The sequence below is a fragment of the Methanothermobacter thermautotrophicus str. Delta H genome (genome assembly GCF_000008645.1).
Classification (GTDB): Archaea; Methanobacteriota; Methanobacteria; order Methanobacteriales; family Methanothermobacteraceae; genus Methanothermobacter; species Methanothermobacter thermautotrophicus.
On sequence record NC_000916.1, the window covers coordinates 629,245 to 652,761 of the forward strand.

At 44.3% G+C, this 23,517-nt stretch carries 15 protein-coding genes and 2 pseudogenes; 8 read left to right on the forward strand and 9 right to left on the reverse strand.

Going from position 1 to position 23,517, the window contains the following annotated elements:
* Window positions 1-1,860, forward strand: coding sequence for a Glu-tRNA(Gln) amidotransferase subunit GatE (gene gatE / locus MTH_RS03310; protein WP_010876346.1), 1,860 nt, complete (start codon window positions 1-3; stop codon window positions 1,858-1,860).
* A gap of 138 nt (window positions 1,861-1,998) precedes the next feature.
* A complete protein-coding gene (gene trxB / locus MTH_RS03315; RefSeq protein ID WP_048060886.1) occupies window positions 1,999-2,907 on the forward strand; it encodes a thioredoxin-disulfide reductase in 909 nt (302 codons plus the stop codon).
* A gap of 102 nt (window positions 2,908-3,009) precedes the next feature.
* On the opposite strand, the gene MTH_RS09815 is transcribed toward trxB, so the two are convergent.
* Window positions 3,010-3,156 (reverse strand): hypothetical protein, encoded by a 147-nt coding sequence (locus MTH_RS09815; RefSeq protein WP_162828724.1) that lies wholly within the window; start codon window positions 3,154-3,156, stop codon window positions 3,010-3,012.
* A gap of 60 nt (window positions 3,157-3,216) precedes the next feature.
* Here MTH_RS09815 and MTH_RS03320 point away from each other — a divergent pair, with 60 nt between their 5' ends.
* The 4 genes from MTH_RS03320 (at window position 3,217) to MTH_RS03335 (ending at window position 5,684) form a co-directional block, all read left to right on the forward strand.
* On the forward strand, window positions 3,217-3,771 hold the full coding sequence (locus tag MTH_RS03320) for a GMP synthase subunit A (RefSeq protein WP_048060887.1): 555 nt from the start codon (window positions 3,217-3,219) through the stop codon (window positions 3,769-3,771).
* Between the two features lie 111 nt (window positions 3,772-3,882).
* Complete coding sequence (gene guaA / locus MTH_RS03325) at window positions 3,883-4,809, forward strand: glutamine-hydrolyzing GMP synthase (RefSeq protein ID WP_048060888.1); 927 nt, start codon at window positions 3,883-3,885, stop codon at window positions 4,807-4,809.
* 166 nt (window positions 4,810-4,975) lie between these two features.
* Complete coding sequence (msrB, locus tag MTH_RS03330) at window positions 4,976-5,431, forward strand: peptide-methionine (R)-S-oxide reductase MsrB (RefSeq protein WP_010876350.1); 456 nt, start codon at window positions 4,976-4,978, stop codon at window positions 5,429-5,431.
* A gap of 19 nt (window positions 5,432-5,450) precedes the next feature.
* Window positions 5,451-5,684: a hypothetical protein gene (locus MTH_RS03335; RefSeq protein WP_143485755.1), complete on the forward strand. Its 234-nt coding sequence runs from the start codon at window positions 5,451-5,453 to the stop codon at window positions 5,682-5,684.
* Here MTH_RS03335 and MTH_RS03340 read toward each other — a convergent pair whose 3' ends face one another.
* From MTH_RS03340 to MTH_RS03360, 7 genes and pseudogenes are all read right to left on the reverse strand, one after another.
* Window positions 5,685-6,047, reverse strand: coding sequence for a hypothetical protein (locus tag MTH_RS03340; protein WP_010876352.1), 363 nt, complete (start codon window positions 6,045-6,047; stop codon window positions 5,685-5,687). It lies immediately after the preceding gene.
* Window positions 6,048-6,460: 413 nt separating this feature from the next.
* Window positions 6,461-11,086, reverse strand: coding sequence for a cobaltochelatase subunit CobN (locus tag MTH_RS03345; RefSeq protein ID WP_338101052.1), 4,626 nt, complete (start codon window positions 11,084-11,086; stop codon window positions 6,461-6,463).
* Window positions 11,087-11,266: 180 nt separating this feature from the next.
* Window positions 11,267-11,830, reverse strand: a pseudogene (locus MTH_RS10185) (CARDB domain-containing protein); the annotation flags it as partial.
* Window positions 11,831-11,890: 60 nt separating this feature from the next.
* Window positions 11,891-12,835 (reverse strand): DUF3344 domain-containing protein, encoded by a 945-nt coding sequence (locus tag MTH_RS03350; RefSeq protein WP_048061239.1) that lies wholly within the window; start codon window positions 12,833-12,835, stop codon window positions 11,891-11,893.
* 198 nt (window positions 12,836-13,033) lie between these two features.
* A complete protein-coding gene (locus tag MTH_RS03355; RefSeq protein ID WP_338101053.1) occupies window positions 13,034-17,605 on the reverse strand; it encodes a DUF3344 domain-containing protein in 4,572 nt (1,523 codons plus the stop codon).
* Window positions 17,585-18,406 (reverse strand): annotated as a pseudogene (locus MTH_RS10225) (DUF3344 domain-containing protein); the annotation flags it as partial. The gene MTH_RS03355 and the pseudogene MTH_RS10225, both read right to left, overlap by 21 nt.
* A 21-nt stretch (window positions 18,407-18,427) precedes the next feature.
* Window positions 18,428-19,768, reverse strand: coding sequence for a DUF3344 domain-containing protein (locus MTH_RS03360; RefSeq protein WP_010876356.1), 1,341 nt, complete (start codon window positions 19,766-19,768; stop codon window positions 18,428-18,430).
* 308 nt (window positions 19,769-20,076) lie between these two features.
* On the opposite strand from MTH_RS03360, the gene MTH_RS03365 reads away from it, so the two are divergent.
* Window positions 20,077-20,298, forward strand: a complete 222-nt coding sequence (locus MTH_RS03365; protein ID WP_010876357.1) for an Nre family DNA repair protein — start codon at window positions 20,077-20,079, stop codon at window positions 20,296-20,298.
* A gap of 165 nt (window positions 20,299-20,463) precedes the next feature.
* On the opposite strand, the gene MTH_RS03370 is transcribed toward MTH_RS03365, so the two are convergent.
* On the reverse strand, window positions 20,464-22,176 hold the full coding sequence (locus MTH_RS03370) for a NosD domain-containing protein (protein WP_048060889.1): 1,713 nt from the start codon (window positions 22,174-22,176) through the stop codon (window positions 20,464-20,466).
* A 173-nt stretch (window positions 22,177-22,349) separates the two neighbouring features.
* On the opposite strand from MTH_RS03370, the gene MTH_RS03375 reads away from it, so the two are divergent.
* Entirely contained in the window at window positions 22,350-23,513 is a 1,164-nt protein-coding gene (locus MTH_RS03375; protein WP_048061240.1) for an Nre family DNA repair protein, read from the forward strand.
* Window positions 23,514-23,517: the final 4 nt, after the last annotated feature.

Genomic DNA, 23,517 nt, shown 5'->3' on the forward strand with positions numbered 1-23,517 from the left:
ATGGACTGGGAAAAAGTAGGACTCAAAATGGGCCTTGAAATACACCAGCAGCTTGATACAGAGAGCAAACTCTTCTGTCCCTGCAGAACAGAGCTCACTGACTCTGAACCCGACCATGATATTGTGAGGAACCTCAGGCCAACCCAGAGCGAGCTCGGAAAATTCGACAGAGCAGCCTTCGAGGAGGCCATGAGGAAGCTCCACTTCCACTACGAGAACTACCACGAGGAAACATGCCTCGTTGAGGCTGATGAGGAGCCGCCGCACCCCCTGAACCCTGAGGCACTTGAAATCGCAGTTACAATCGCACTCCTCCTCAATATGAGGGTTGTTGATGAGTTCCACACCATGAGGAAGCAGGTGATCGATGGAAGTAACACCGGAGGATTCCAGAGGACAGGTCTTGTTGCAACCGACGGACACCTCGAAACCCCCCAGGGAACAGTTAAAATAGAGAACCTCTGCCTTGAGGAGGACGCCGCCAGGAGGATCAGGGAGACAGGGGACGGCGTGGTCTTCAGACTGGACCGCCTGGGCATACCCCTCGTTGAGATAACCACCGACCCATCAATGAGCGACCCACAGCAGCTGAGGGAGGTTGCCTACCAGATAGGGCAGATCCTGAGGAGCACCAGGGTCAAGAGGGGCCTTGGAACCATAAGGCAGGACCTCAACATATCCATACGTGATGGTGCCCGGGTGGAGGTTAAGGGGGTCCAGGACCTTGACCTCATACCCGAGATAGTTGAGAGGGAGGTTAAGAGGCAGCTCAGTCTGGTTGAGATAAGGGACACCCTCCAGGAGAGGGGTGCTGTGGTTGAGGATAAGATATTCGATGTGTCAGAGGTCTTCGCAGATACAGAATCCAGGATAATCTCCTCGGCGGAGTCTGTACTCGCAGTTAAACTGAGGGGCTTTGATGGTCTCATAGGGGTTGAAATCCAGCCAGGAAGGCGTCTCGGCACCGAGATGGCTGATTATGCTAAAAAGCGGGGTGTGAGTGGCATATTCCACACCGATGAACTCCCTGCCTACGGTATAACAGAGGAAGAGGTTCGGGGCCTCAGGGATGCCGTGGGTGCCTCCCAGGGTGATGCGGTTGTCATGGTTGCCCATGAAAGGGTCACCGCCGAGAATGCCCTCAGGGAGGTTATAAGGCGTGCGGAGATGGCAATCCAGGGTGTGCCTGAGGAGACAAGGAAGGCGCTGCCTGACGGTAACACACAGTACCTCAGGCCCCTGCCAACCTCAAGCAGGATGTACCTTGAAACAGACATACCCTTATTCCGGATAGAGGATGACCTCCTGGAGGGCATCAGGAGGAACCTGCCTGAACTCCCCTCAGAGAAGAAGGAGAGGATAATGAGGGACTACGGTCTGAGTGAGGACCTGGCATCACAGCTCGTTAAGCGTAACCTTGTTGATGAATTTGAGGCCCTTACAGAATTCAGGGTCGATACCACTGTCATAGCATCACTCCTGGCCTACACCCTGAGGGAGCTCAGGAGGGAGGGCCATGATGTGGACGGGCTGGGCCTTGATGAACTGAGAGACGCCATTAAACTCCTTGAGGTCGGTAAGATCTCAAAGGATGCCCTCAGGGACATAGTGGCCTGCATGGCTGATGAGGGCCTTGCAGCGGAGGATGCTGCTCGTAAGCTCAACCTCCTGCTCCTCGCTGAGGATGAGATCGAGTCCATAATCCAGGAGATCGTTGAGGGTAACCTTGATATGATCTCTGAGAGGGGTATGGGTGCCATGGGTCCTCTGATGGGGCAGGCCATGGGCAGGCTCCGTGGAAGGGCAGATGGTAAGGTTGTAAACAGGATCCTCCGGGAGAAGATCCAGGAGAGGCTCTGAAAAAACCAGCCCCCTTTTTTTATTATTGAGGGTGCTCAGCAGACCCTAAAGCTCCACCTCCTTTTTAATATGAACCGGTTAACTGAATGTGAAATCTTTATCTCCACCGGTGACCAAGATAATGATTAAGGTGGTATGATGACTGATTATGACATGATAGTTATAGGGGCTGGCCCTGCAGGGCTCACAGCCGGTATCTATGGTGGAAGGCAGGGAAGCAGCGTCCTGATGCTGGATAAGGGCCCGGCCGGTGGACTGGGCCTCGAGGTGCCCATGATGGAGAACTACCCGGGATTCGAGATGATCGCGGGAATGAGCCTCGTTACAAAGATGAAGAAACAGGCCACCGCTGTTGCAGAGCTGAGGGAAATGGAGGAGGTTAAGGAGATAGAGAAAGGTGATGTGTTCACGGTCAAGACATCAAGGGACACCTACACCGCCTCGGCAATCATCTTTGCAACCGGCAGCAAACACAGGCAGCTTGGAGTCCCAGGTGAGAACGACCTTCTGGGGCGGGGTGTCTGCTACTGTGCAACCTGCGATGGCCCCCTATACAAGGGTCGAAAGGTCCTGATGGTTGGAGGTGGTAACAGCGCAGCCCAGGAGGCCGTTTTCCTAAAGAACATAGGCTGTGATGTGAGTATAGTCCATCGGAGGGATGAGCTGAGGGCTGATAAGTACCTCCAGGACAAGCTTCGTGAGATGGAGATCCCTGTGATCTGGAACTCTGTGGTTAAGGAGATAGGGGGTGATGAGAGGGTTGAGGAGGTCATCATCCACAACCGTGTAACCGGCAGGGACGAGACCCTCAAGGTTGACGGTGTATTCATAGCAATCGGCGAAGAGCCCCTCAACCAGCTTGCAGTTGACCTCGGTGTTGAGGTGGATAAAGGAGGCTACATCATCACAGACAAATTCCAGAGGACAAACGTGCCCCTCGTTTATGCCGCAGGGGATATAACAGGGGGTCTGAACCAGTGGGTAACGGCATGTGCAGAGGGTGCCATCGCAGCAACCTACGCCTACCGTGAAATACAGAGCTACTGAAAGTCACTTACCTACTAATTCTTTTTATGAAATGAGTTTAAATCAGGTTGCGCATCTGCTACTCTCCAGATATGATTATTCAGGATAGCATCAGCTTGAGTATCAAACACTCCTTCCCCGCAGGAAGATGTATATGATGTATGCAATTATAAGGACCACTAACACGGGTAGCAGCCATACCAGAACATAGAAAGCGACAACTGCAAGGACGAGTGCAACCAGAATGTAAATTATATCCACTGCCTCCATAATATTTAATTATTCGGTAAAATATAAATAGCTTTTCAGAATCAGAAGAGGAGAATGTTTATGATACTCATCATCAACAATCACGGGCAGTACAATCACAGGATACACAGGACACTCAGGTACCTCCAGATACCCTCCGAGCTTGTACCCAACACCACACCACTTGATGAGATCATCTCAAGGGACCCCGAGGGCCTCATACTCGGTGGTGGACCATCACTTGAGAGGTCCGGTAACTGTGTGGAGTACATACAGAAGCTTGAAATACCCATCCTCGGCATATGCCTGGGCCACCAGCTGATAGCAAAGGCCTACGGTGGAGAAGTTGCAACGGCAGAGGCGGAGAGCTACGCCCAGATCGAACTTGAGATACTCGACGAGGACGACATATTCAGGGGACTCGGGCCAAGGATGAGTGTATGGGCCTCCCACAAGGACGAGGTTAAGAAGCTACCTGACGAGTTTGACGTCCTCGCAACATCAAGCATATGTGAAGTGGAGGCCATGAAACACCATGATAAACCTGTGTATGGTATACAGTTCCACCCCGAGGTCCACCATACGAGGGAGGGCCACAGGGTCTTCGAGAACTTCTATGATGTCTGCAGGTCATGAACTGGGACCTGAAGGTACCCACCCTAACACGGGTCAGAACACCGTCCATCCTTAACATTAAATAGATGTCCTGCAAGATAATAAATCAATCATTTTTATTCGGTGATGCTTATGCTGAATCCATCTGATTTTATTGAAGAAGCAGTTGAAGAGATAAGAAGTACCGTTGGTAACGAAAAGGCCATAATAGCACTATCAGGAGGAGTTGACAGTTCCGTGGCATCTGTTCTTGCCGGTAGGGCCATCGGAGATAACCTCACAGCGGTATTTGTTGACCATGGACTCCTCAGGGAGGGAGAAGCAGAGTACGTGAGAAAAACATTCAGTGAACGCCTGAACTTCCGCTACATTGACGCCTCAGAGGAGTTCCTGAAGGAACTTGAGGGTGTCACAGACCCTGAGGAGAAGCGTAAGATAATCGGAAGGGTGTTCATTGAGGTCTTTGAAAGGGTAGCCGAGGAGATAGGTGCCAGGTACCTGGTGCAGGGCACAATAGCCCCTGACTGGATTGAAAGTGAGGGTCAGATAAAGTCCCACCACAACGTCGCACTCCCACACGGACTTGTACTCGAGATAGTTGAACCAATAAGGGAGCTCTACAAGGATGAGGTACGTGAAATTGGCCTTGAACTGGGTCTTCCACGTGAGATGATCCAGAGGCAACCCTTCCCGGGTCCAGGACTTGCAGTGAGGATAGTCGGGGAGATAACCCGGGAGAAGATTGAGATATGCCGAAGGGCCAACGCCATCGTCGAGGAGGAGGTCGTTGAAAGCGGCCTCCACGAGAGTCTCTGGCAGTACTTCGCTGTACTTACTGACACCATGGTCACCGGGGTCAAGGGGGACGTGAGGGACTTCGGATACCTCGTGGTTATAAGGATGGTTGAATCTCTTGACGCAATGACAGCAAGTGTCCCTGAACTTCCATGGGATCTCATAAAGAGGATATCAAAGCGCATAACCGCCGAGATACCTGAGGTAACCCATGTGGCTCTTTCTGTAAGTGATAAGCCGCCAAGCACCATTGAATTTGCCTGAAAAGCCACGAAATCTTTTTTTCTGAATATCAGACCACAGAAAAAAACAAAACCCTTTTTTTCTTAAGATGCTTGAAAAAACACCAGCAGTTCCCCTTCAAGAGATGGAGATTATGAAAGTGAATCCCTCATTAACTAAATAAGTTATGAGTCACATAATTTGACGTATGAAAGACAGGATCCCGATATTCTCTGTTGCAAAAAACCGTGTTGAAATGGTTGAGAGGATTGAACTCTCAGATGATGAGTGGCGGGAGATACTTGACCCCGAAGCCTTCCGTGTTGCAAGGAAAGCCGGCACAGAGCCACCATTCACAGGTAAATATCATGACCTCCACGATGACGGCATATACCGCTGCATATGCTGTGGTACAGACCTCTTTGACTCAGAAACCAAATTCGATTCAGGGACAGGATGGCCGAGCTTCTATGATGTGGTATCAGAACACAACATTAAACTGAGGGAGGATCGCAGCCTCGGGATGGTACGCTGTGAGGTCCTCTGTGCAAGGTGCGACGCCCACCTTGGCCATGTATTCGATGATGGTCCCAGGCCCACAGGGAAGAGGTACTGCATGAACTCAGCGGCACTGAAGTTCATCCCGAGGGATCAGATAGGGTGAAATGCAGGAAGGTGCTGGAATGGCTGAGGACTTTGGAAGGTACTGGGTGGCTGGACTCATAATGGCAGTTGCAACAGAGTTCATCAACACCCTCACATACATCATCGGAACATGGAGACCCAATTTTTATCCTGAATGGATCCTCGGTCTCCTTACAGGGATCGCCGGTATTGCAATGTTCATACTGGTCCCATGGATCTACGGGCGCCTTGTGGAGTTCGTCTACATCCACTTCATCAGTGGTGAGGGCTGATCAGAGGCCGTTAAACATTGCAGCAGCCTGGTTCATTAACTCGTTGGCCTCGTTTATCATGAGCCCAGAGTGAACGAAGTGATCATCATCTCCATCATCATAGAATCTCAGGAACTCCCTTATGGCCTCAAGGTAGGTCCCAACGGCCTTAAATATCAAATTGTGAAGATCAGCAAGCCCAGGATCCGGGATTTCACTTGATATGTCCCTGAACACCCTGGTGAGGGAGCGTTCTATATCCATGAACTCATCCCTGAGTTCCTGTGGATCCCTCCCACCCCTGAGAAGTATAAGGCTACCCCTGAATCTGTTTACATTGTACCCTATTCTCTGAACATGCCTCTGCATCCTCCTTGAGTACATTGAATAATCACCTCCATTTATATTGATTTAGTTTCTCTAATAAATAATCCATCATGGGATAACACCAGCGAATTAAATGATAAGCTGAGGCTGGAGGATCAAAAGTACAGAACAAATGTGAATTTTTCCAATTTCATATACTGTCTCCGCTCTCTAGATCATAGATATTGTCTCCACGTCAGCTTTTCTTCGTTGATCAGTATCTGATCTTAGCTAATGATACCACTTTGTTCCAATCTCCACATGACGTTCACTTAGTTCTATCAAAGAGAGAATGTGTAGATTGCGTGACACACAATCCATATGCTTCAGATATCAGAGAAAAACGATGGATTATCACTTGATGAAAAGAAACCCCAACTCAGTGAAAAAAGACCTACCAAATATTCAATTTTCCAAAAAAAGAAATGTGGTTAATACTCTTTTCTAGATGCCCTAAAGTAACCAATTGCCATAAGGACCACGAGAATCAAGACCCCCATAATAGCATAAAATGAAATTCCTGTACTTGAAAATCCCTGTGAACCTCTTCTAGTGATCTCATAAGATTTACCTTCACCTGCTTTGCCAGGTTCTCCTGTACCCCTCTGTAACCCGACCTCATCTAGGGATGCTGTTGTTCCTGCAGATCTAACTGATGAATCTCTTGCGCTTGAACCGGCACTACCGGTCCCAGTTCCCTCTTGTGTACGTGGTGTTGAACCTGATTCACCGCCCTCCCCATGATCTTCGGCAGGTGCGAAGTTTGCATTTTTCGTGGCAGCGTATATCTTCGCCTTAACCTTTTCAATGAGATCAGGATTCACATACTGCATAGCCCATTCTATCATAGCAAGATTACCACAACTGCAGTCACAGCATGCCACTCCATGCTCAGCAATCATTTTAGCCCATCTGTTAGCAATGTTCCTGGTGATGGTCTCATCAGTTTTCCAGTAACCCATATAGATGACGTTCAACATGGTCCCTGTTATACTTATCATCGCATAAGCCCTGTTACCGCTGGAAAGCCAATCTGTAACCCCTGTTTGAAGGCTGTCTTGGAGATATACATTATACGCTGTCTGCCAGAGGTTACTATAAAATGTGCTCGAAAAGACCTCGTCATGGGTATAACTGTCTCTTAGAATTGTCCATGCTATGAGGTTAGAAATAAATTTCCTGCTGATGTATCTACCTGTGGGGTCGCTTTGCATCATGGCCCTGATCCATTCAGGGTTGAAGTAGCGAGTTGTTGCCTCCAGACTCATAAAGCTTTCAAGTGTCAATGCCCGGGGGGAGCCTCTGTTCCCATAACTCAGAACATACATTGTTGGTGCTTCACCATTCACCCTTTCTATGGCAACTGAAAGTCCACCCCAGTAATCAAAGAAGTCATCATTATCCAAGACCCCATAGAGATTTGTGTTTCTACTTGTAAATACTGTCTTGACACCATTAAGCGCCCTTTTGAAGACTAGTGGATTTGATGATCCCCATTGGGTGCTTGAGTATATGTTACCCATCCTGTTAAGGTAGAAGTCCGCAAGCTCCATTCTGTCATCCCATGTCCAGCTTAACTGGATGCTCTTGGATATCCCAGCTCCATAATCATTCTCTGGTGGGGCGAATATCTTTGAAATTGCATATTCCCCAGCAATCTCTGGGGTCATATTAAGGGACATGTAATATTCAAAGTCTTCAACCCAATGTTTAGCAACATAATTGTAATCTAATGACTCGTCACCGATACCATAGAATCCAACAGGCCCTACCACATAATTTAGGGCCTTTTCTATCTTGTCCCCATATTTTTGTTTAAGCCTCGTATCATCTAATATTGTATAGTAGGATCTTGCAAGGGCTACTCTGAACGCCTTGTCAAGTAGGCCGGCTTGCCTGCTGTAAAGATCCCTGAATAAGCCCGTTGTTATAATCACAACGTCAATCCTCTTTTTCTCCCAGCCCTCTGGTCGCACAAGATCCTTGAGTTCTACATATTTCGGCATTTCTTTAAGTTTAGCACCTCCCACACCAGCACTTGGAGAATCAGACCAGTCAGGTTCCATTCCAAGCAATGCCAGCACCATTGATACTAGTGCTGCATCATCACGTGCCGTTTCTGTGCAGAATATACCAACAGCTATTTTCTCCACAGTAGCATTAAGGTTTTGGAGTGTTAATAATGCTAAACTCTTACCATATTCAAATGAACTTCTTGTAGGTATCTCCGCTGCTTGATCCTGGAAGAAATTCCTACCCGTTGGCAGCGCATCAGGGTTGCTCACCAGATCGTTACCAGCCCCCGGTGGAATATAACCACAATTCAAAGCATCTAGTAGAGCTTCTACCTCAGCATCCATACTCTCATATACTTTCATCGCATATTCACGAGCCAACTCTAATGCCTTTTTCAGCCCAGCCGTTGGCATGCTAGTTAAATTGTTAAGCGTCGCATTCACTCCATTAGTGATGACACTCTTCACGATCCCTATGCAATTTTCTTGCACTTTCTCCTTTTGTATACTGGTAAGGTTCCCATAAGATTTTCTATAGAATAGGAGGGCCACCTCATCCTGTAATGTTGTCTCCTCAGTGGTAGAAACTTGGAATGGCACTGATAGTATCGAAGAGACTAGCATCGCCACTTCCTCCTCTGTCCAATTTTTACCAATGGCATGTAAACCATGAGGATACAATGTATCCTGCACCTGCCCCAGGTAATCTTCTATTGTCTGGACTAGCTTATCCCCATATAGTTTGTTGAGTGATACTCCCATTGCCATTTCTATAAGTTGTGTGAGATTATTATCCTGTATTGTCTTCCTTATCTTACTGATTATCTCTGTTTTTGTTGAATTGTCAGCACCATCATATTGACCCACCAGAGTTGCTAAAGAAGCGTATCCACCATATAATGCCGTGAATGTTAATGGTGGTGTTAAATGGTCTATGATAACTGCTGATCCCCTCCTCTTGGCCTGGATGCCCTCTGCGAGTCCATCCACTATATAATAATAGATCTGTGGAGTGGCACCAGTCACGACCTTGGGGAAGTCAGAGGATGCCAATAGAACCTCTTTACCAGGGAGCCACTCATAAGTAGCGTGTCTTCCAAGATGGACCATCGCATCAGTGTTCTCCTGCAAGTAAGCATAAACTGCAAGATACTGATGTGGCGGAGCCACCACCATGCTATGATAAAGCTTGTTAATATCTCCTTCCCATCCACGCTGAGGCTCTGGACAAATGAAGATGTTACCAAACCACATCCCTGGGATTACAAAATATTTTGTACCATTCTTTTCCACAGTCATTATATCCCCGGGGGGCTGGCCCCAACCAGATAAACCACTAATATTAAGGGCAAAGAACTGCCTCTTATATCCCAAGAATTCATTATAGTATCTTTGATCCCCAGTTAAAATATAATTCTTGAGAGCCGCAACTATCTTATCCAATACTGATATGGCCACATTTGTCTTGTTTTCCGGCAATAAGGATATTATACCATCGTACCAGGAGTCTATACGATCTCCCATACCAGTTGTATAATTCAATCCTACCGCCCTTTTGCATAATTCTCCAATATATCCAACAGGCCCCTCTATAACTTGGATCTTTGTGATCTCGTCAAGCTTAGAGAACCATTCCATGTACTTGTCCACTGGATAGAGTATTGCATTTTTAGCAAGTTTTTCAAGTTCTCCAGGAGCCCATGGGGCGACATTAATACCCTTCTGGATTATCATATCATGGAGTATTGTTGTATTGGCTGGTATGTTCTCTACAGTGTACCCATTATCTTTGAGGATGTTAAGGAGATTATAGATGCTTGTTATAACGTCAAGGTAGCTTGAACCGATATTATCCTTTCCTGGCGGATAATTATAGTAGATTAACGCCACTTTTTTCTCATTGTTCGACAATCTTTTCAGTTTAACCCAACCTTTTATCTCATCGGCAAGATGCTCAATATTCGCAGGTATTATCTCGTAGAGACTATAAGATAATCCAGTATCAGGGTCTGTGATCGGTTCAGAGTTCGTGGCCACAATTGTCGAATCTATAATCCCCTGGGATTCTGAAACGGCTATGTGCCACCATCTGTCACCTGTAAGTTGCCTTAATCCTAGGGTGCTGAGATCCCACTGCTCCGCAAGAAGATAATCAGAATGTAAAGCCTTAAATACTGGTACATTTATGAGTTCAAAGAATTTTGTAACATTCGTGAAAAGATCACCGCCCAAACCATAGGCTGGCATGCTCACTATAGCATCAACATAAACCTTATACTTGGATGGGTTTGCGAAGAAGCTTTCAACGTCGGGTGCATCAGTGAATGATTCCACCATAACCTTTAATTGTTCGGGCGTGGCCCCATATGCCACTACTGGTATAACATTAAATCCTCTAGCCTCTAATGCATCGATAATAGCATAGTATGGTTGTAGTTTTTGATTGTCCACGTACATTTTACTTTCAAGGAGCCCTATACAACCCGTGGCGTTCGCCCTGAAGTATTTATTGATGTATTCTGTAAGGTTATACCATCCGTGACGGTAAATCCCATATGGTTTTTCGCCGCTGGTTGCCCATATTGGAGGTTTCCAGTATCCAGTGTTTGGAACCCCAATAAGATTGAGGGCCCAGACGATCTGGTTTACAAACGCATTATTATTATTGATGTCTTTGTAGAGTACCGCCATGTTGTACTCTAGTGAGAATATGCCAGTAATATTAGATGATGAGATGTAATTTAACACGTGTTCGAAATTGGCGCCTTTTTTGGTATTTTGATAGTAGTCTATTAGGAGCTCATCTTGTATGTTGGAGAGGATGTATTCTCCTTTGATGTTTGAGTATCTCATGAGACTTGTATATGCTGGATTATAGACTATTGCAGGTTCTAGTATGAGGAATATGCCACCTGTTTTGTTAGTTATTCCTGGGTTTGTTGAGAGCAGTTTTTGTAGGCGTTGAGATGCGCTGTCACTTAAGTATTCTCCAAGAAATATGTCACAGGCTGATAGGACTTGCAGGAGTTCGTTATCTGACATCTTGGTTAACTGTTCACAGCTTCTGATCTGTATCTGGACCTTTTCCCTTACAGGGGCGTATCCAAGAACGTTTGCATCATGAACTGCCTCGTTAATAACTATCGTTTGTCCTTCATCACTTATAATAAATACTAGAACGTTACCACTTTTCTTAACGGTGCAGAATCTGTTAAATTTATTATTTGTTTTATTGATTTCCTGGATGTGGTTTTCTGGGTCTATTATGAGTTGTAGTGTGTGGGAGCCCACAGTCATTGGAGTCCAATTAAACACTACCGTAGTTGTCTCACCACTCCTAAGTAATGGGATGGTATAACTACCAACCCTCACACCATTATCAACAAAATCAACCCTAACCCCACTAGCATTGGCCGGACCAATATTCGATATCCTCGCAGTGAATGTGTATGTCTCATTAACTATAAGATCAGCAACTAATTCCGTACTTTTGCATATAAGATCGGGAAGAGCCTGATTAACTGTCACATTCAATATTATCCTATTGTTTGTCTCATTGGTCTCCTGGATGTGGTTTTCTGGGTCTATTATGAGTTGTAGTGTGTGGGAGCCCACAGTCATTGGAGTCCAATTAAACACTACCGTAGTTGTCTCACCACTCCTAAGTAATGGGATGGTATAACTACCAACCCTCACACCATTATCAACAAAATCAACCCTAACCCCACTAGTATCTTGATTACCTGCATTTCCAACCAGCGCGGTGACATTATATGTCAATCCTTTATAGAATGTTCCATCGAGCTTGGATTGTGTCCATAGCTCTGGTTCTCTACTGACCGGTGCCTAATACCTTGCCTCAAGTAAGGCAAGTATAATCTTATAAAAGCCTTTTCCACCATAACCACCCGTTAATGCACCATCATATGTTAAAAGGTTCTCTCCAGTAGGATTGAATTGAGCAGTGACATTCCATTTATTTAATCCGCTGTAATCTCCAGTTAACTGATTACCGGAAAGCCTCCTCCCATTAAAGGTATATGTGCCATCAACACTGCTCGCATGAATTACAGTCGCTGTGACATTTTTAATATCACCTATGATATTCGATCCAAAAATGGTTCTCCCAATATAATTTTCTCCAGTATTATCCGTGTAGTAATAGTTGTCCACATCATGGCCCATATTGACCCAGTAGGCGACAGTATCAGTGCTTCCAGGGATGTCATAGGCTACTACAAGTGTTATAACCTTTATGCGACCATCTGTAGTACAATTAAATGTGGTCACATTAGCCCAGTTTCTAACTCCCGTAATATTGGTTACATCATACCATAGGAGATAGTCACTTGTAACCCGCACAATATGATCATTTATTTGAGTATACTGAGAAGCTTCCTCATTATTCTCAGGATAAACATATTGGGAAGATAGGTGTGTGCTCTCTAGAAGATGCCCATTATATGTGATATTCACGTTAAGCGGATAATCCACTTGCATATGTCCTTGGTATACAAGTACATGAAGTTGTGCCCATGAAACACTTGCATTAGCAGGCAAATCCCTAAAAGTATATACTACCGTGGAATTACCGGGTTTATTCATACTATAATCTGCCGATCCGTTGGTGCCAAAATAGGTATCAACATAAAGCCCGCCACTTACAGTCCCATTTTTGACTGTTTCAAGTTTTAAACCTCCACACCATGGATCAGCATAAGCTGACGAAGTTAATGAAAATATTACAACTGTTAGAATGATTACACCCAACAGCTTATGAAATTTCTCCATCAGAACCAACCTTCTTTGATCATTTCTATCACTTTATTGTAAATTCATTGTTTATATATTTTACCAAAAAAGTATTACTAATTATGAGGAGTATAAAAATAGTATCATAAAAAGTCGTAGTGTGTTACTATACATTGTGTAGAAGAAAAACAAGTAATACCATGGGAGCCTTTCTAACAAAAAAATAAAAAGGGGGGCTTATATTGTGACGTAGTTTGGCAGTCGCTTATTGGTTCCGTAGAATTTTATGATTTTGCTGTACATGTAAACCAGACGTTGGAATGGTATTCTTCCAAGGCCAGTGATGGCGTAATTTGGTGCGCGGCCACGACTATCTATGAATGAAAGGATATTCTTTGCAACCTTCACATAACTTGACCTGTAAATTCTGCCATGTCTGTACCATCCACTAGAAGCTGTCGGACTTGCAACACTCTTCACAGAAATCAGAGCTAGGTTACCAGCATTTATATTGACTGTTGCCTTGCAAAGCAAGTAAAGGAACTGTGCCATACTTTGCTGCTGCCCATTAATCGCCACCTTACTTGGCAATCTACCATAACGCTCATAATAAGCTCTAACCCAAGAAGCAGCATCAATGATCTGTCCAACGCTAATACCCGGACTCCTAACACTCACAAACGCTGTCAAATTATTTATTGCCACAGGATAATTACCCGCTGAAGTCAGAGTATAATTGAAGCTCACAACTCCCACACCACCAGCAGGGACCGCTATAGTCTTTGTAGCTACCGTCTGACCATTCACCTTAAATTGTGCTGTGTAATTTCCGGCCAAGTCACCAGTGTTTCTCAAGTTAGCTGTCACCGTAATGTTCAGTGGTGCCACACCACTCTTTGGAGTCACCGTAAGGTTTCCTACTGTTATATTAGCAGGTTTTAACACTGTCACAGCCACTGGGGCCAGATCATCTATTGTCACATTGTAAACTCCAGCAGTCAACACCCTACTAAACTCCACACTCACAGTCTGCCCAGCAGGGACCGCTATAGTCTTTGTAGCTACCGTCTGACCATTCACCTTAAGTTGCGCTGTGTAATTCCCTGCCACATCACCACTGTTCGTCAAATTAGCAGACACCGTAATATTCAATGGCGCCACACCACTCGTTGGAATCACCGTAAGGTTTTCGAGTGTGAATTGTGGGCCTTGGTAGACTGTTATGTAGTTTTCTTTTGTTAGTGTGTTTTCTCCTCCGGGTCCTTTTATTATGAGTGTTACTGTGTAGGTTCCTGGTTGTGTGTAGGTGTAGGTTGGGTTTTGTTCTGTGCTATCTATTATAGTGTCGTTGTTGAAGTCCCAGTACCATTCTGTAGCTTCAGTTGAAAGGTCGGTGAACTGGACTGTTAGTGGTGCGATTCCTTCAGTTGCATTGGCTGTGAAGTTGGCCATTGGTGGTTCGTATTCTAGTATTAGGATTGCTTGGAGGGCTACCATGTTGTCTCCATGGCTTCCGTTGTTGTAGCTTTGTATTTTTGCGGTGTTTGTCCCGTTTTGTAGGGTTTCTTTTATTTGGTAGGTGCTGAATCCTATTTGCGGTCCTGTTAGGTAGTCTTGCCAGAATCCTGTGTATTCTTGGTTGTTGAAGTAGAATTTGCTTTTGTTGGCTTCGTTTGCAGAGGCTGTTATGACTATTGTCTTGGCTTCTTTTAGCATGTTTGTGTTTATGTCGTTGAAGATTGCGTGGGCTGTTGCCTCGGTATCGTTTACTCCGTAGTCTGTTCTGCTGTAGAGCATGTCTGTTTCTTCGTTTATCCAGATTTTCTTGATAGTTTCGTTTTCGTGTTCATAGATTATGAGAATGTATGAACCGTAAAGTGCTGTTGTTGTGTTAGTTCCAGCTGTTAGGGTTAGTGTGTTGTTTTCACTCGGCCTGAATAGGCTTGTTACATTATATACTAGTAGTCCGCTTGGGTAATTGCTTGATCCGTAACCTTTGGTGTCGTTGTAGTGTGCCAGTGGATTTATGGTTACGTTGTTGAATGTTGCGATGAAGTCTGGGATTCCCCCTACAGTGTTCCATGTGTATGGTTGGTATAATCTAGCCTCTTTTATTGTGGCTCCTTCTGGTATTGGTAGGTCTGCTGGGGTCCATATGACGATGTAGGGGTTTTGCCAGTTTCCTGATCCTGATCCACGGTATGTTGAATTGCCTGGTGAATATAATAGTTTTAGGCGTCCTTCTAATGCTAGTACAGTGTTTATGTCGCTTCCATTCGTGTACTGCTTGCCCTTGTAGCCGTTGTAGTAGATGGTAGCAGTTGTATTGTAAATGTTGTTGGTTTCGTTGGTTTCTTCAACTTCATCATCACTGTCCACTATGACGTTAATGGTTATGGGTCCTGTTAGTGGTGTGAAATCATTAAATGTTACATTGGCGGTTGCACCTGCAGCTAATCCTTGTAGTATCTTTGTATTATTATATTCGCCTACTATGAGTTTCACTTTGAATTGGCCGGCGTCAAGGTTTCCTTCATTATATATTGTTACTTGGATCGTGTTGGGTTCATTTGCGAATAGTTCACGGTGTCCAGCCGCATTATTTGGATTATATGTGATGTTAGTGACTTTAAGATCTCTCTGTAAGGATACAGTAGTGTTTGCTACGTTGTTGTTGATGTTAGCATCCCTTATATTCGTATTTCTGAGATAGTGCATATCCGTGTATGTTATGTTTGCGATGATTATATAATCTCCAAGTGTCAGGTTCAGGTTTTGTGTGATCGTCCTTGATTCTCCTGGTTGTAAGGCTGGGATTTCATGGATAAATTCTTGACTGTCACATGTTATATTCACCGGGAATGTTGCATCCGGGTCTATTTTTGTGATGTCTGCTTTACCATTGTTCTTAACCCTTACCTGTATACTATTACTTGTTGCTGTGATGTTTTCAATTAGTAGATCTGCTATGAGTGGTTTTTGGTCTCCCTGGTATGGTGTATCCCCAATTCCATCTCCGTCAAGGTCGTCTCCTGTGTAATCCGACCAATAATTACCTCCGCCAGTGGTGTTCCAATTGTTGTTGCTTGGATTTCCCTCTGTCTGGTTTGTATTGTTTATGAAGTAATTATCGTATATCATGTTTCCTGTACTGGCCCCTGTTCCGGTGCCTGTCAGTCTAATACCCTTTGAGTTTTCTTTGATGATGTTGCCTATGATGGTATGGTTACTTCCACCAGTCACATAGAGTCCATAGTTGCATCCCGTGACATTGTTTCCTGTTATCGTGCATCTTTGGGCGTTGAATGGCCATATTCCATAGTTGCAGTTTGTTACTATGTTGTCTTGTACTGTGTCGCCATTTAGTGGCACGATGCCGTATCCTTGTTTGTTTGTCCCTATTGCTGTGTTGGCTATTATTGTATTGTTTCCTCCGCCTTCAACGCGGATTCCACTTTTATCCGCCACGTAGACTGTGTTGTTGGCTATGAAGTTATTGTTGCCAGATATGTATATAACTGATCTGACTGTGCCTGGGTTTACTATATTATCTGTTACGATGTTGTTTGCACCATATACGAGTAATCCACCAGAGGTGATGTTATTGTATGCTATTGTATTGTTTCCGTCTCCAGATACGTATATACCATAGGTGCTGCCTTGAACGTTATTGTATTGTATCGTGCTCGTTACACCATTGTAAAGGTATATGGCGTTGCTAGAGTTCATTATGGTGTTATTTTCTATTATGAGATTGTTGTTTTGTTTGTATGCGATTATAGCATTTGCTTGTGTGTTTGTTATGGTACTGGTTTTTATTGTGATGCCAGTGGAGTTCCAGAGGTATATTCCATGTCTATTATTGAGGATTGTTGTGTTTTGGATTGTGCAATCGCTTGAAGTGACTATTAGTATTCCTTGACTGTTATTGGATACTGTGATATCCTTTATTGTGACATTTGTTCCATTGATTATGGCGAGGAATCCTACTGTTTCATTGATTGTCCTGTTTTGGACGTTCTTCAAGTAATATACAGGGTTCCCATTTATAGTGTTGCTCGTGTCTATCTCCTGATTGAATTTTGAACCATCTGTTGATACTGTGTCAAAAACTCCAAAGTTTAACAGGTTATCTTGTAGTCTGTTATTGTGGAGTTGGCAGCCTTCAGAATCTTTAATGTAGATTCCATAGTAGTTGTTGATGACTGTGTTGTTGATAAGTGTGCATCTGTACTGTGTATCAATGTTGATGCCTTTACCATTTGTACCATTAGCGCCTTGGATTGTGAAACCCTCAATCCTTGTATCATTTGCTTTCACATCAATAACGGTTCCAGTTGACGTAGATGCTATGATATTCACAAGACCATTGGCCTTTAATGTTAAAGGCTTATTTAAGACTATGTTTTCTGTGTAGTTGCCTTCACCTACGAGTATTGTATGTCCAGCTACTGTACTATTATCGTTTATAGCATCCTGGATTCTATCAAACGTTCTGTTTGTGTCAAGGTTCATGACCTTCGCCACTGTTATGCAGTTTTCTTTTGTTAGTGTGTTTTCTCCTCCTGGTCCTTTAACGGTAAGTGTTACTGTGTAGGTTCCCGGTTGTGTGTAGGTGTAGGTTGGGTTCTGTTCTCTGCTATCTATTATAGTGTCGTTGTTGAAGTCCCAGTACCATTCTGTAGCTTCAGTTGAAAGGTCGGTGAACTGAACTGTTAATGGGGCAACACCCATTGTGGGACTTGCTGTGAAGTTAGCTGCCAGTGACTCAACATATTCAACCATTAATATTTGTAGGATTGCGCCCATCCCACCACTGCTCGTGCCTTGTATCCTTGCCCTGTTTTCTGTGCTGTTTAATTTGCCTGTGACATTGAATATCTCGGGGTATGATGTTTTGCTGTTTCCTTGCCACACGTTCAATCCTAAAGTCTCATTGTTGAAGTACACGTTTCCTTCATTTGGTCCGGCATGTGTTACCCATGTCATATAGGTTGCATTTGAAACTTTCTCCACGTCAGGTATTCCGGGGAAGTTGACATATGCAATGCATTCTTCAGGTTGCACGCTAAAGTTTGGGTCAAGGAGTAGAATGTCATATTCTTCGTTTATGTATATACCAGTGGGTGGTCTTGATGTGTCGTTGTAGATCACTAGGAGTGTGAATGGGAACATGCTAAGTGTATGTGTTTGTTGAGATGCCGGTACTGTTAAGTTTACAAAGACTGCATTATCTTGGTTTTTTAGGTAGTATTCTGTCACATCATAGACTAGTAATCCATATTTATAGTGCGGGTAGCCTCCAAAATTTGATTGATCCCAGTACCATCTTGTATAATTCCCTGGTTGGAATGTAGCATTATTGAAGTGTATTGTAAGGTATGTTGTTGCGGCCCCATCAGCAGGGTTTGTGCCCTTGTTATCCCAGTTGTATGGGACGTAGAGGTAAACTTTGACTGGTGTGGCATTTTCTGGTATGCTAAGTTGCGTTCCATTAAAAATCACAGTGTAGTTTGACCAGCCTTCGGTTCCAGCCCTATATGTTGTATCTGGTTGCGCATAATATGCTAGACCATAACGGCCATAGTATGTTTCTACCGTATTAATGTCTGAGCCATTGTAGGCCCATCTTTAACCCTTGTATCCATTATATAGAACTGGAACTGTCCTCGTCTTTTCGTTGTTTGCTTCATTGGTTTCTGGCACTTCATTGTATGGGTCTATCACGAACCTGTAGGTCACATTTTGGTTATTGTTACTGTAGAGTGTTTCCGTCGTGGCAGATCTTATCGTAGGATCCGTTATATTCACATATACTGTTCCACTAGGATTAATGGGGGGTATAATAGAGGTTGCCACTAGTTCGTCGTTAGCATATAATGCCAGTATGGTCGCTGGTGATGCGCCACTACCATTATTTTTAATCTGGCACCTCATTGTATTATTTTCCAATACAAATGCTGCACCACCATTAAATGTGACTGTCTGTAGTGTTAGGTCTATGTTTGGTGTGTAGGTGACTTTTTGGACTGCAAGTATTATCTTATAGTAGCCCCCTAGTCCTGTTCCTGGGCTTTTGTGGTATGTGAATTTGTTGGTTCCGTTATTGTAGATGTTTGTGACATTCCATATTTCGTATCCACTGTAGCTTCCACGTCTTTGGTATGTGCCATTTGGCAGGTTCTGGTCATTGTATGTGTAAATTCCATCACTGCTCGCTGCATGCACTATCATCACACTCGCATTTGCAGGGTTGGGCACAGCACCGTTGAAGTAGGTTTCTCCTGTGTAATCTTCATCGTTGTAGCTACTCACGTCATGTCCCCAATTGATCCAATATCTTGTCGCGGTTGTGCTTCCTGGGATGTTGTAGGCCACGATTAGTGTTATGAGTTTTATGCGGCCGTCGTAGGATCCGATAGTGCATACGTTGGCTGTGTTGTTCATGTCCTTCTTTGTCATGTTTGTTACATCATACCATAGTAGGTAGTCGCTTGTGACGCGCATTGTATGGTTGTTTATCATCAGGTAGGGGTCGTTGTCATGTCCCTCGCCTAGAAGCCAAGTGTTATTGTTTCCCTCTGGGGGGTAGATGTATGTTGTGTAGAGTGTTTGGTTTTCTAATGAGTTGCCATTGTAGGTTACGTTTACATATGTTTGCCTGGCTTCTTGCATGTGGCCTGAGTATACGAGGACGTACAGTGTTGCATTTTTGATCTGAGCATTTGATGGTATTGTGTAGTTGAAAGTGTATGTGATGTTAGCGTTTCCTCCTGTATTGTTGCCAACACCCTCTGGATCTGTGAAACCATAATATGAGTCAACGTTTACATCGCCTGTTACTGTACCATTCTGGAGCGTATCTAATGGTTTGCCACCAACATAACTGTCTGCATAGGAATACCCGTTTAAAACTAGGATAACACTGATTATCAGCAAAATGTAAACACTACTCTTCAACGTAGAATTCAATATTTTTCACCTCCTATTAATAACTGGTCTCTTATTGCTATTTTATTATATAAAAATTAATATGTATTACATTTTATAGTAAATTATATATTATAGTATTACATATGTTGATACAAATATTCAATGTCGGAGAGTAATCAAGCGCAGCTGGTAAAAAACTCGTATGAGCACATGCTCAGAAAACTAAAAGGTTACCAAACAAACCAAAGAACTGCTTCATAAAAAAGATATAACCCCTGGATGAAATTCTTATATGATGATAAGGTCAAAGTACGCCTTCCTCCAGAGGCTCACAAGGGACCTCAAAAATGAAATCAATAAGTATAGGAGAGGAACTGGAGGGAGCAACACCCCCATCGGTCTTCATAGGTAGCTGGAATTACCCTAAGGTTTATGCGGGTCCCATGATAGCCCCTGTACAGGAGGAAATGGAAATATTTGACTCCCCCGAGCGATGGATACCAGAGAGAAACATTGCAGCAGCCTGGTTAATTAACTCGCTGGCCTCGTTTATAATGAGCCCGGAGTGAACGAAGTGATCATCATAGAACCCTATTGATCTCAAGTAGGTCCCGGCGACCCTAACTATCAAAATTGTGAAGATCAGCAAAAAAACCCGGACCCAGGATTTCACCTGATATGTTCCTGAACACTCTGCTGAGGAGCTATATAACCAAAAAAATATTAAAAAAGGTTTAGATTGTGACGTAGTTTGGCAGTCGCTTATTGGTTCCGTAGAATTTTATGATTTTACTGTACATGTAAACGAGGCGCTGGAAGGGTATTCTTCCAAGGCCAGTGATGGCGTAATTTGGTGCGCGGCCACGACTATCTATGAATGAAAGGATATTCTTTGCAACCCTCACATAACTTGACCTGTAAAGTCTGCCATGTCTGTACCATCCACCAGAAGCTGGCGCACTTGCAACACTCTTCACAGAAATCGGAGCCACGTTACCAGCATTTATATTGACTGTTGCCCTGCAAAGCAGGTAGAGGAACTGCGCCATACTATACCCATGTCCACTGATTGTCACTTTACCTGGCAATCTACCATAACGCCCATAATAAGCTCTAACCCAAGAAGCAGCATCAGTGAGCTGCCTAACACTAATTTTAACACTCGCAAAGGCTGTCAGATTATTTATTGCCAGGGTATAATTACCCGCTGAAGTCAAGGTGTAATTGAAACTCACAACCACCACACCACCAGCAGGAACCTCCACCGTCTTTGTAGCTACTCTCCGACCATTCACTATAAGTCCAGCTGTATAATTCCCTGGTAAGTCGCCAGTATTTGTCAAATCAGCAGACACTTTAATGTTCAGTGGCGCCACTCCACTCGTTGGAGTCACCTTAAGGTTCCCTGCTGTTATGTTGATCTTTTTGATGTTGTTACTGGTGTTAGCGTCTCTTATGGTTGTAGTTTCCAGGTAGTGTGTTGTTTCGTTGTATAGTATTGTTGTTATGATTTGATAGTTTCCTCCTGGGACGATATTCAGTGTGATTGTCTGTGTTCCTCCGCCTGGTAGGGGGTCTATGTCTCGTGTGAATTCTTGGCTGTTATATTGTACTGTGATCGGGACTTGTGCGTTCGGATCTATCCTTGTTATATCTGCTTTCCCATTATTTTTAACCCTTACCTGTATACCGCCGCTTGTGCTGATATTTTCAATCATTAAGTCAACGATTAATGGTTTCTGATCCAAATTGTATGGTGTGTCACCTATACCATCACCATCAAGATCGTCTCCAGCATAATCTGACCAGTAATTACCCACTTCTGTCCCATTCCAATAATTGCCACTTAAATCTCCTGCTGTCTGGTTTGTGTTGTTAATGAAATAATTCCCAACAATAGTATTGTTACCTGATCCAAATAGGAAGATTCCGTAGCTGTTGTTGGTGATGGTATTGTTACAGATGGTGTTATTACCTGATTCAAATAGGTAGATTCCCCATTGGTTGTTGGTGATGGTATTGTTACAAATAGTATTATTATCTGATCCAAGTAGGTAGATTCCCTCCTCGCCGTTGCTGGTGATGACATTGTTACAGATAGTGTTGTTGGATCCAGATAGGTAGATTCCGGGTTTGCCACCTGTTATTGTGAATCCTTTGACCTGTGTGTTGTTGGCTGTGACATTGAATACTGGCATGGTAGTATTGCCTGCGGATACAGTTACTGTTCCGTTAGCCTCTAATGTTAGAGTTTTGTTAACGAGCACATTTTCATTGTAGGTTCCTGAATTGACGATTAAATGATGTCCATCTGTACTGTTATCTATGGCTTCCTGGATTGTGCTGAATTCTTCAGTTGTATTTAAGTTAACAACTGTTGCTGATACCCCATTTACAAGCAAGAACGCCACTGCTAAAACTAGCAGTAAAAATGAGATCCTCGACATTATTTTCACCAACTAATTATATTATTAAATCATTATTTAACATTACCCTAAACCAAAAAAAATAGCATCATCTTAACGGCGAATAAAAAAAACATATAAAAAGATTTGAAGTGGGACAATTAGAAGAACTGCTTCATAAAAAAGATATAACCCCTGGATGAAATTCTTATATGATGATAAGATCAAAGTACGCCTTCCTCCAGAAGCTCACAAGGGACCTCAAAATGAAATCAATAAACATAGGAGAGGAACTGGAGGGAGCAACACCCCCATCGGTCTTCATAGGTAGCTGGAATTACCCTAAGGTTTATGCGGGCCCCATGATAGCCCCTGTACAGGAGGAAGTGGAAATATTTGACTCCCCCGAGCGATGGATACCAGAAAGAAAGACACAGGAGGAGATCATAGACTACCGTCTCAACCTTGTAAGGGGAAAACAGCTGGTGGGCGTCCGCGACCTGGACAATCACCTCGTGGAAAAACTCCAGGAGATATCCCTCTCATCAGGGGCCATTGAAAGCGAGGCCCAGTTCAGAAGGAAACCGCGAGGACTCTTTTTCAGCGAAGAACAGACGCCCCACGGTCCCAGCGCAGTTCTTGAGAACTTTGAGATAGAAAACGTGAAATGGGACCGTGAACTTGAGAGGGCCTACCATGACACTGACCTCAGGGCACGGGAGGCCATAGTCGAGCTCCACAGGAAGGGCACCCCCTTCTCGGCTGTACAGAAGGCACTCTCAGTCGGTGCCCTCGGCGAAGGGAAAAGGAGAAAACTTGTACCGACAAGGTGGTCAATAACAGCCTGTGACAGTACCCTCGCCGACCACTTCCTCGAAAGGGTCCTTGAATATGAGCCCATAGACACCTTCAGGGTCCATGAGTTTGAGAGCCTCAAAAACCATTACCTGATACTCCTGACACCCTCAGAGTGGCAGTATGAATGGATGGAGGCCTTCATGAAGAGGGACGGTCGTGCAATGATATTCTCAGACCATGAGACCGGTAAGGGTAAGAGGGAATATTCAAGGGTGGGTGGCTGCTACTACAGCGCCAAGATGGCTGTCCTCGATGCCCTGGACCGGGAGGAAAAACAGGCCGGGGCAATCATCCTGAGGGAGGCCTACCCTGGCTACGTGCCCCTCGGAGTATTCAATGTGAGGGAGAACGTGAAAAATGCCATGGATACAGAACCCACCATGTTCAATGACCTGAGGGGTGCACTTGAATTCATTGACAGTAAGCTTAAACTTGGACTTGAGGCCTTCAGGGTGAGGAGCAACCTCCTGAAGGAACTTGAAGTATCCAGACAGACAACCCTTGACTCGTTCTTCAGGTGATAGT

Excerpts from the sequence above, each read along its gene's own strand:
- trxB (WP_048060886.1), top strand. The coding sequence starts at position 1,999 with ATGACTGATTATGACATGATAGTTATAGGGGCTGGCCCTGCAGGGCTC.
- gatE (WP_010876346.1), top strand. The coding sequence starts at position 1 with ATGGACTGGGAAAAAGTAGGACTCAAAATGGGCCTTGAAATACACCAG.
- msrB (WP_010876350.1), top strand. The coding sequence starts at position 4,976 with ATGAAAGACAGGATCCCGATATTCTCTGTTGCAAAAAACCGTGTTGAA.
- MTH_RS09815 (WP_162828724.1), bottom strand. The coding sequence starts at position 3,156 with ATGGAGGCAGTGGATATAATTTACATTCTGGTTGCACTCGTCCTTGCA.
- MTH_RS03365 (WP_010876357.1), top strand. The coding sequence starts at position 20,077 with ATGAAATCAATAAGTATAGGAGAGGAACTGGAGGGAGCAACACCCCCA.
- MTH_RS03370 (WP_048060889.1), bottom strand. The coding sequence starts at position 22,176 with ATGTCGAGGATCTCATTTTTACTGCTAGTTTTAGCAGTGGCGTTCTTG.
- MTH_RS03355 (WP_338101053.1), bottom strand. The coding sequence starts at position 17,605 with ATGGGCGCAATCCTACAAATATTAATGGTTGAATATGTTGAGTCACTG.
- MTH_RS03335 (WP_143485755.1), top strand. The coding sequence starts at position 5,451 with ATGGCTGAGGACTTTGGAAGGTACTGGGTGGCTGGACTCATAATGGCA.
- MTH_RS03345 (WP_338101052.1), bottom strand. The coding sequence starts at position 11,086 with ATGTCAGATAACGAACTCCTGCAAGTCCTATCAGCCTGTGACATATTT.
- MTH_RS03340 (WP_010876352.1), bottom strand. The coding sequence starts at position 6,047 with ATGTACTCAAGGAGGATGCAGAGGCATGTTCAGAGAATAGGGTACAAT.
- MTH_RS03320 (WP_048060887.1), top strand. The coding sequence starts at position 3,217 with ATGATACTCATCATCAACAATCACGGGCAGTACAATCACAGGATACAC.
- MTH_RS03350 (WP_048061239.1), bottom strand. The coding sequence starts at position 12,835 with ATGGAGAAATTTCATAAGCTGTTGGGTGTAATCATTCTAACAGTTGTA.
- guaA (WP_048060888.1), top strand. The coding sequence starts at position 3,883 with ATGCTGAATCCATCTGATTTTATTGAAGAAGCAGTTGAAGAGATAAGA.
- MTH_RS03375 (WP_048061240.1), top strand. The coding sequence starts at position 22,350 with ATGATAAGATCAAAGTACGCCTTCCTCCAGAAGCTCACAAGGGACCTC.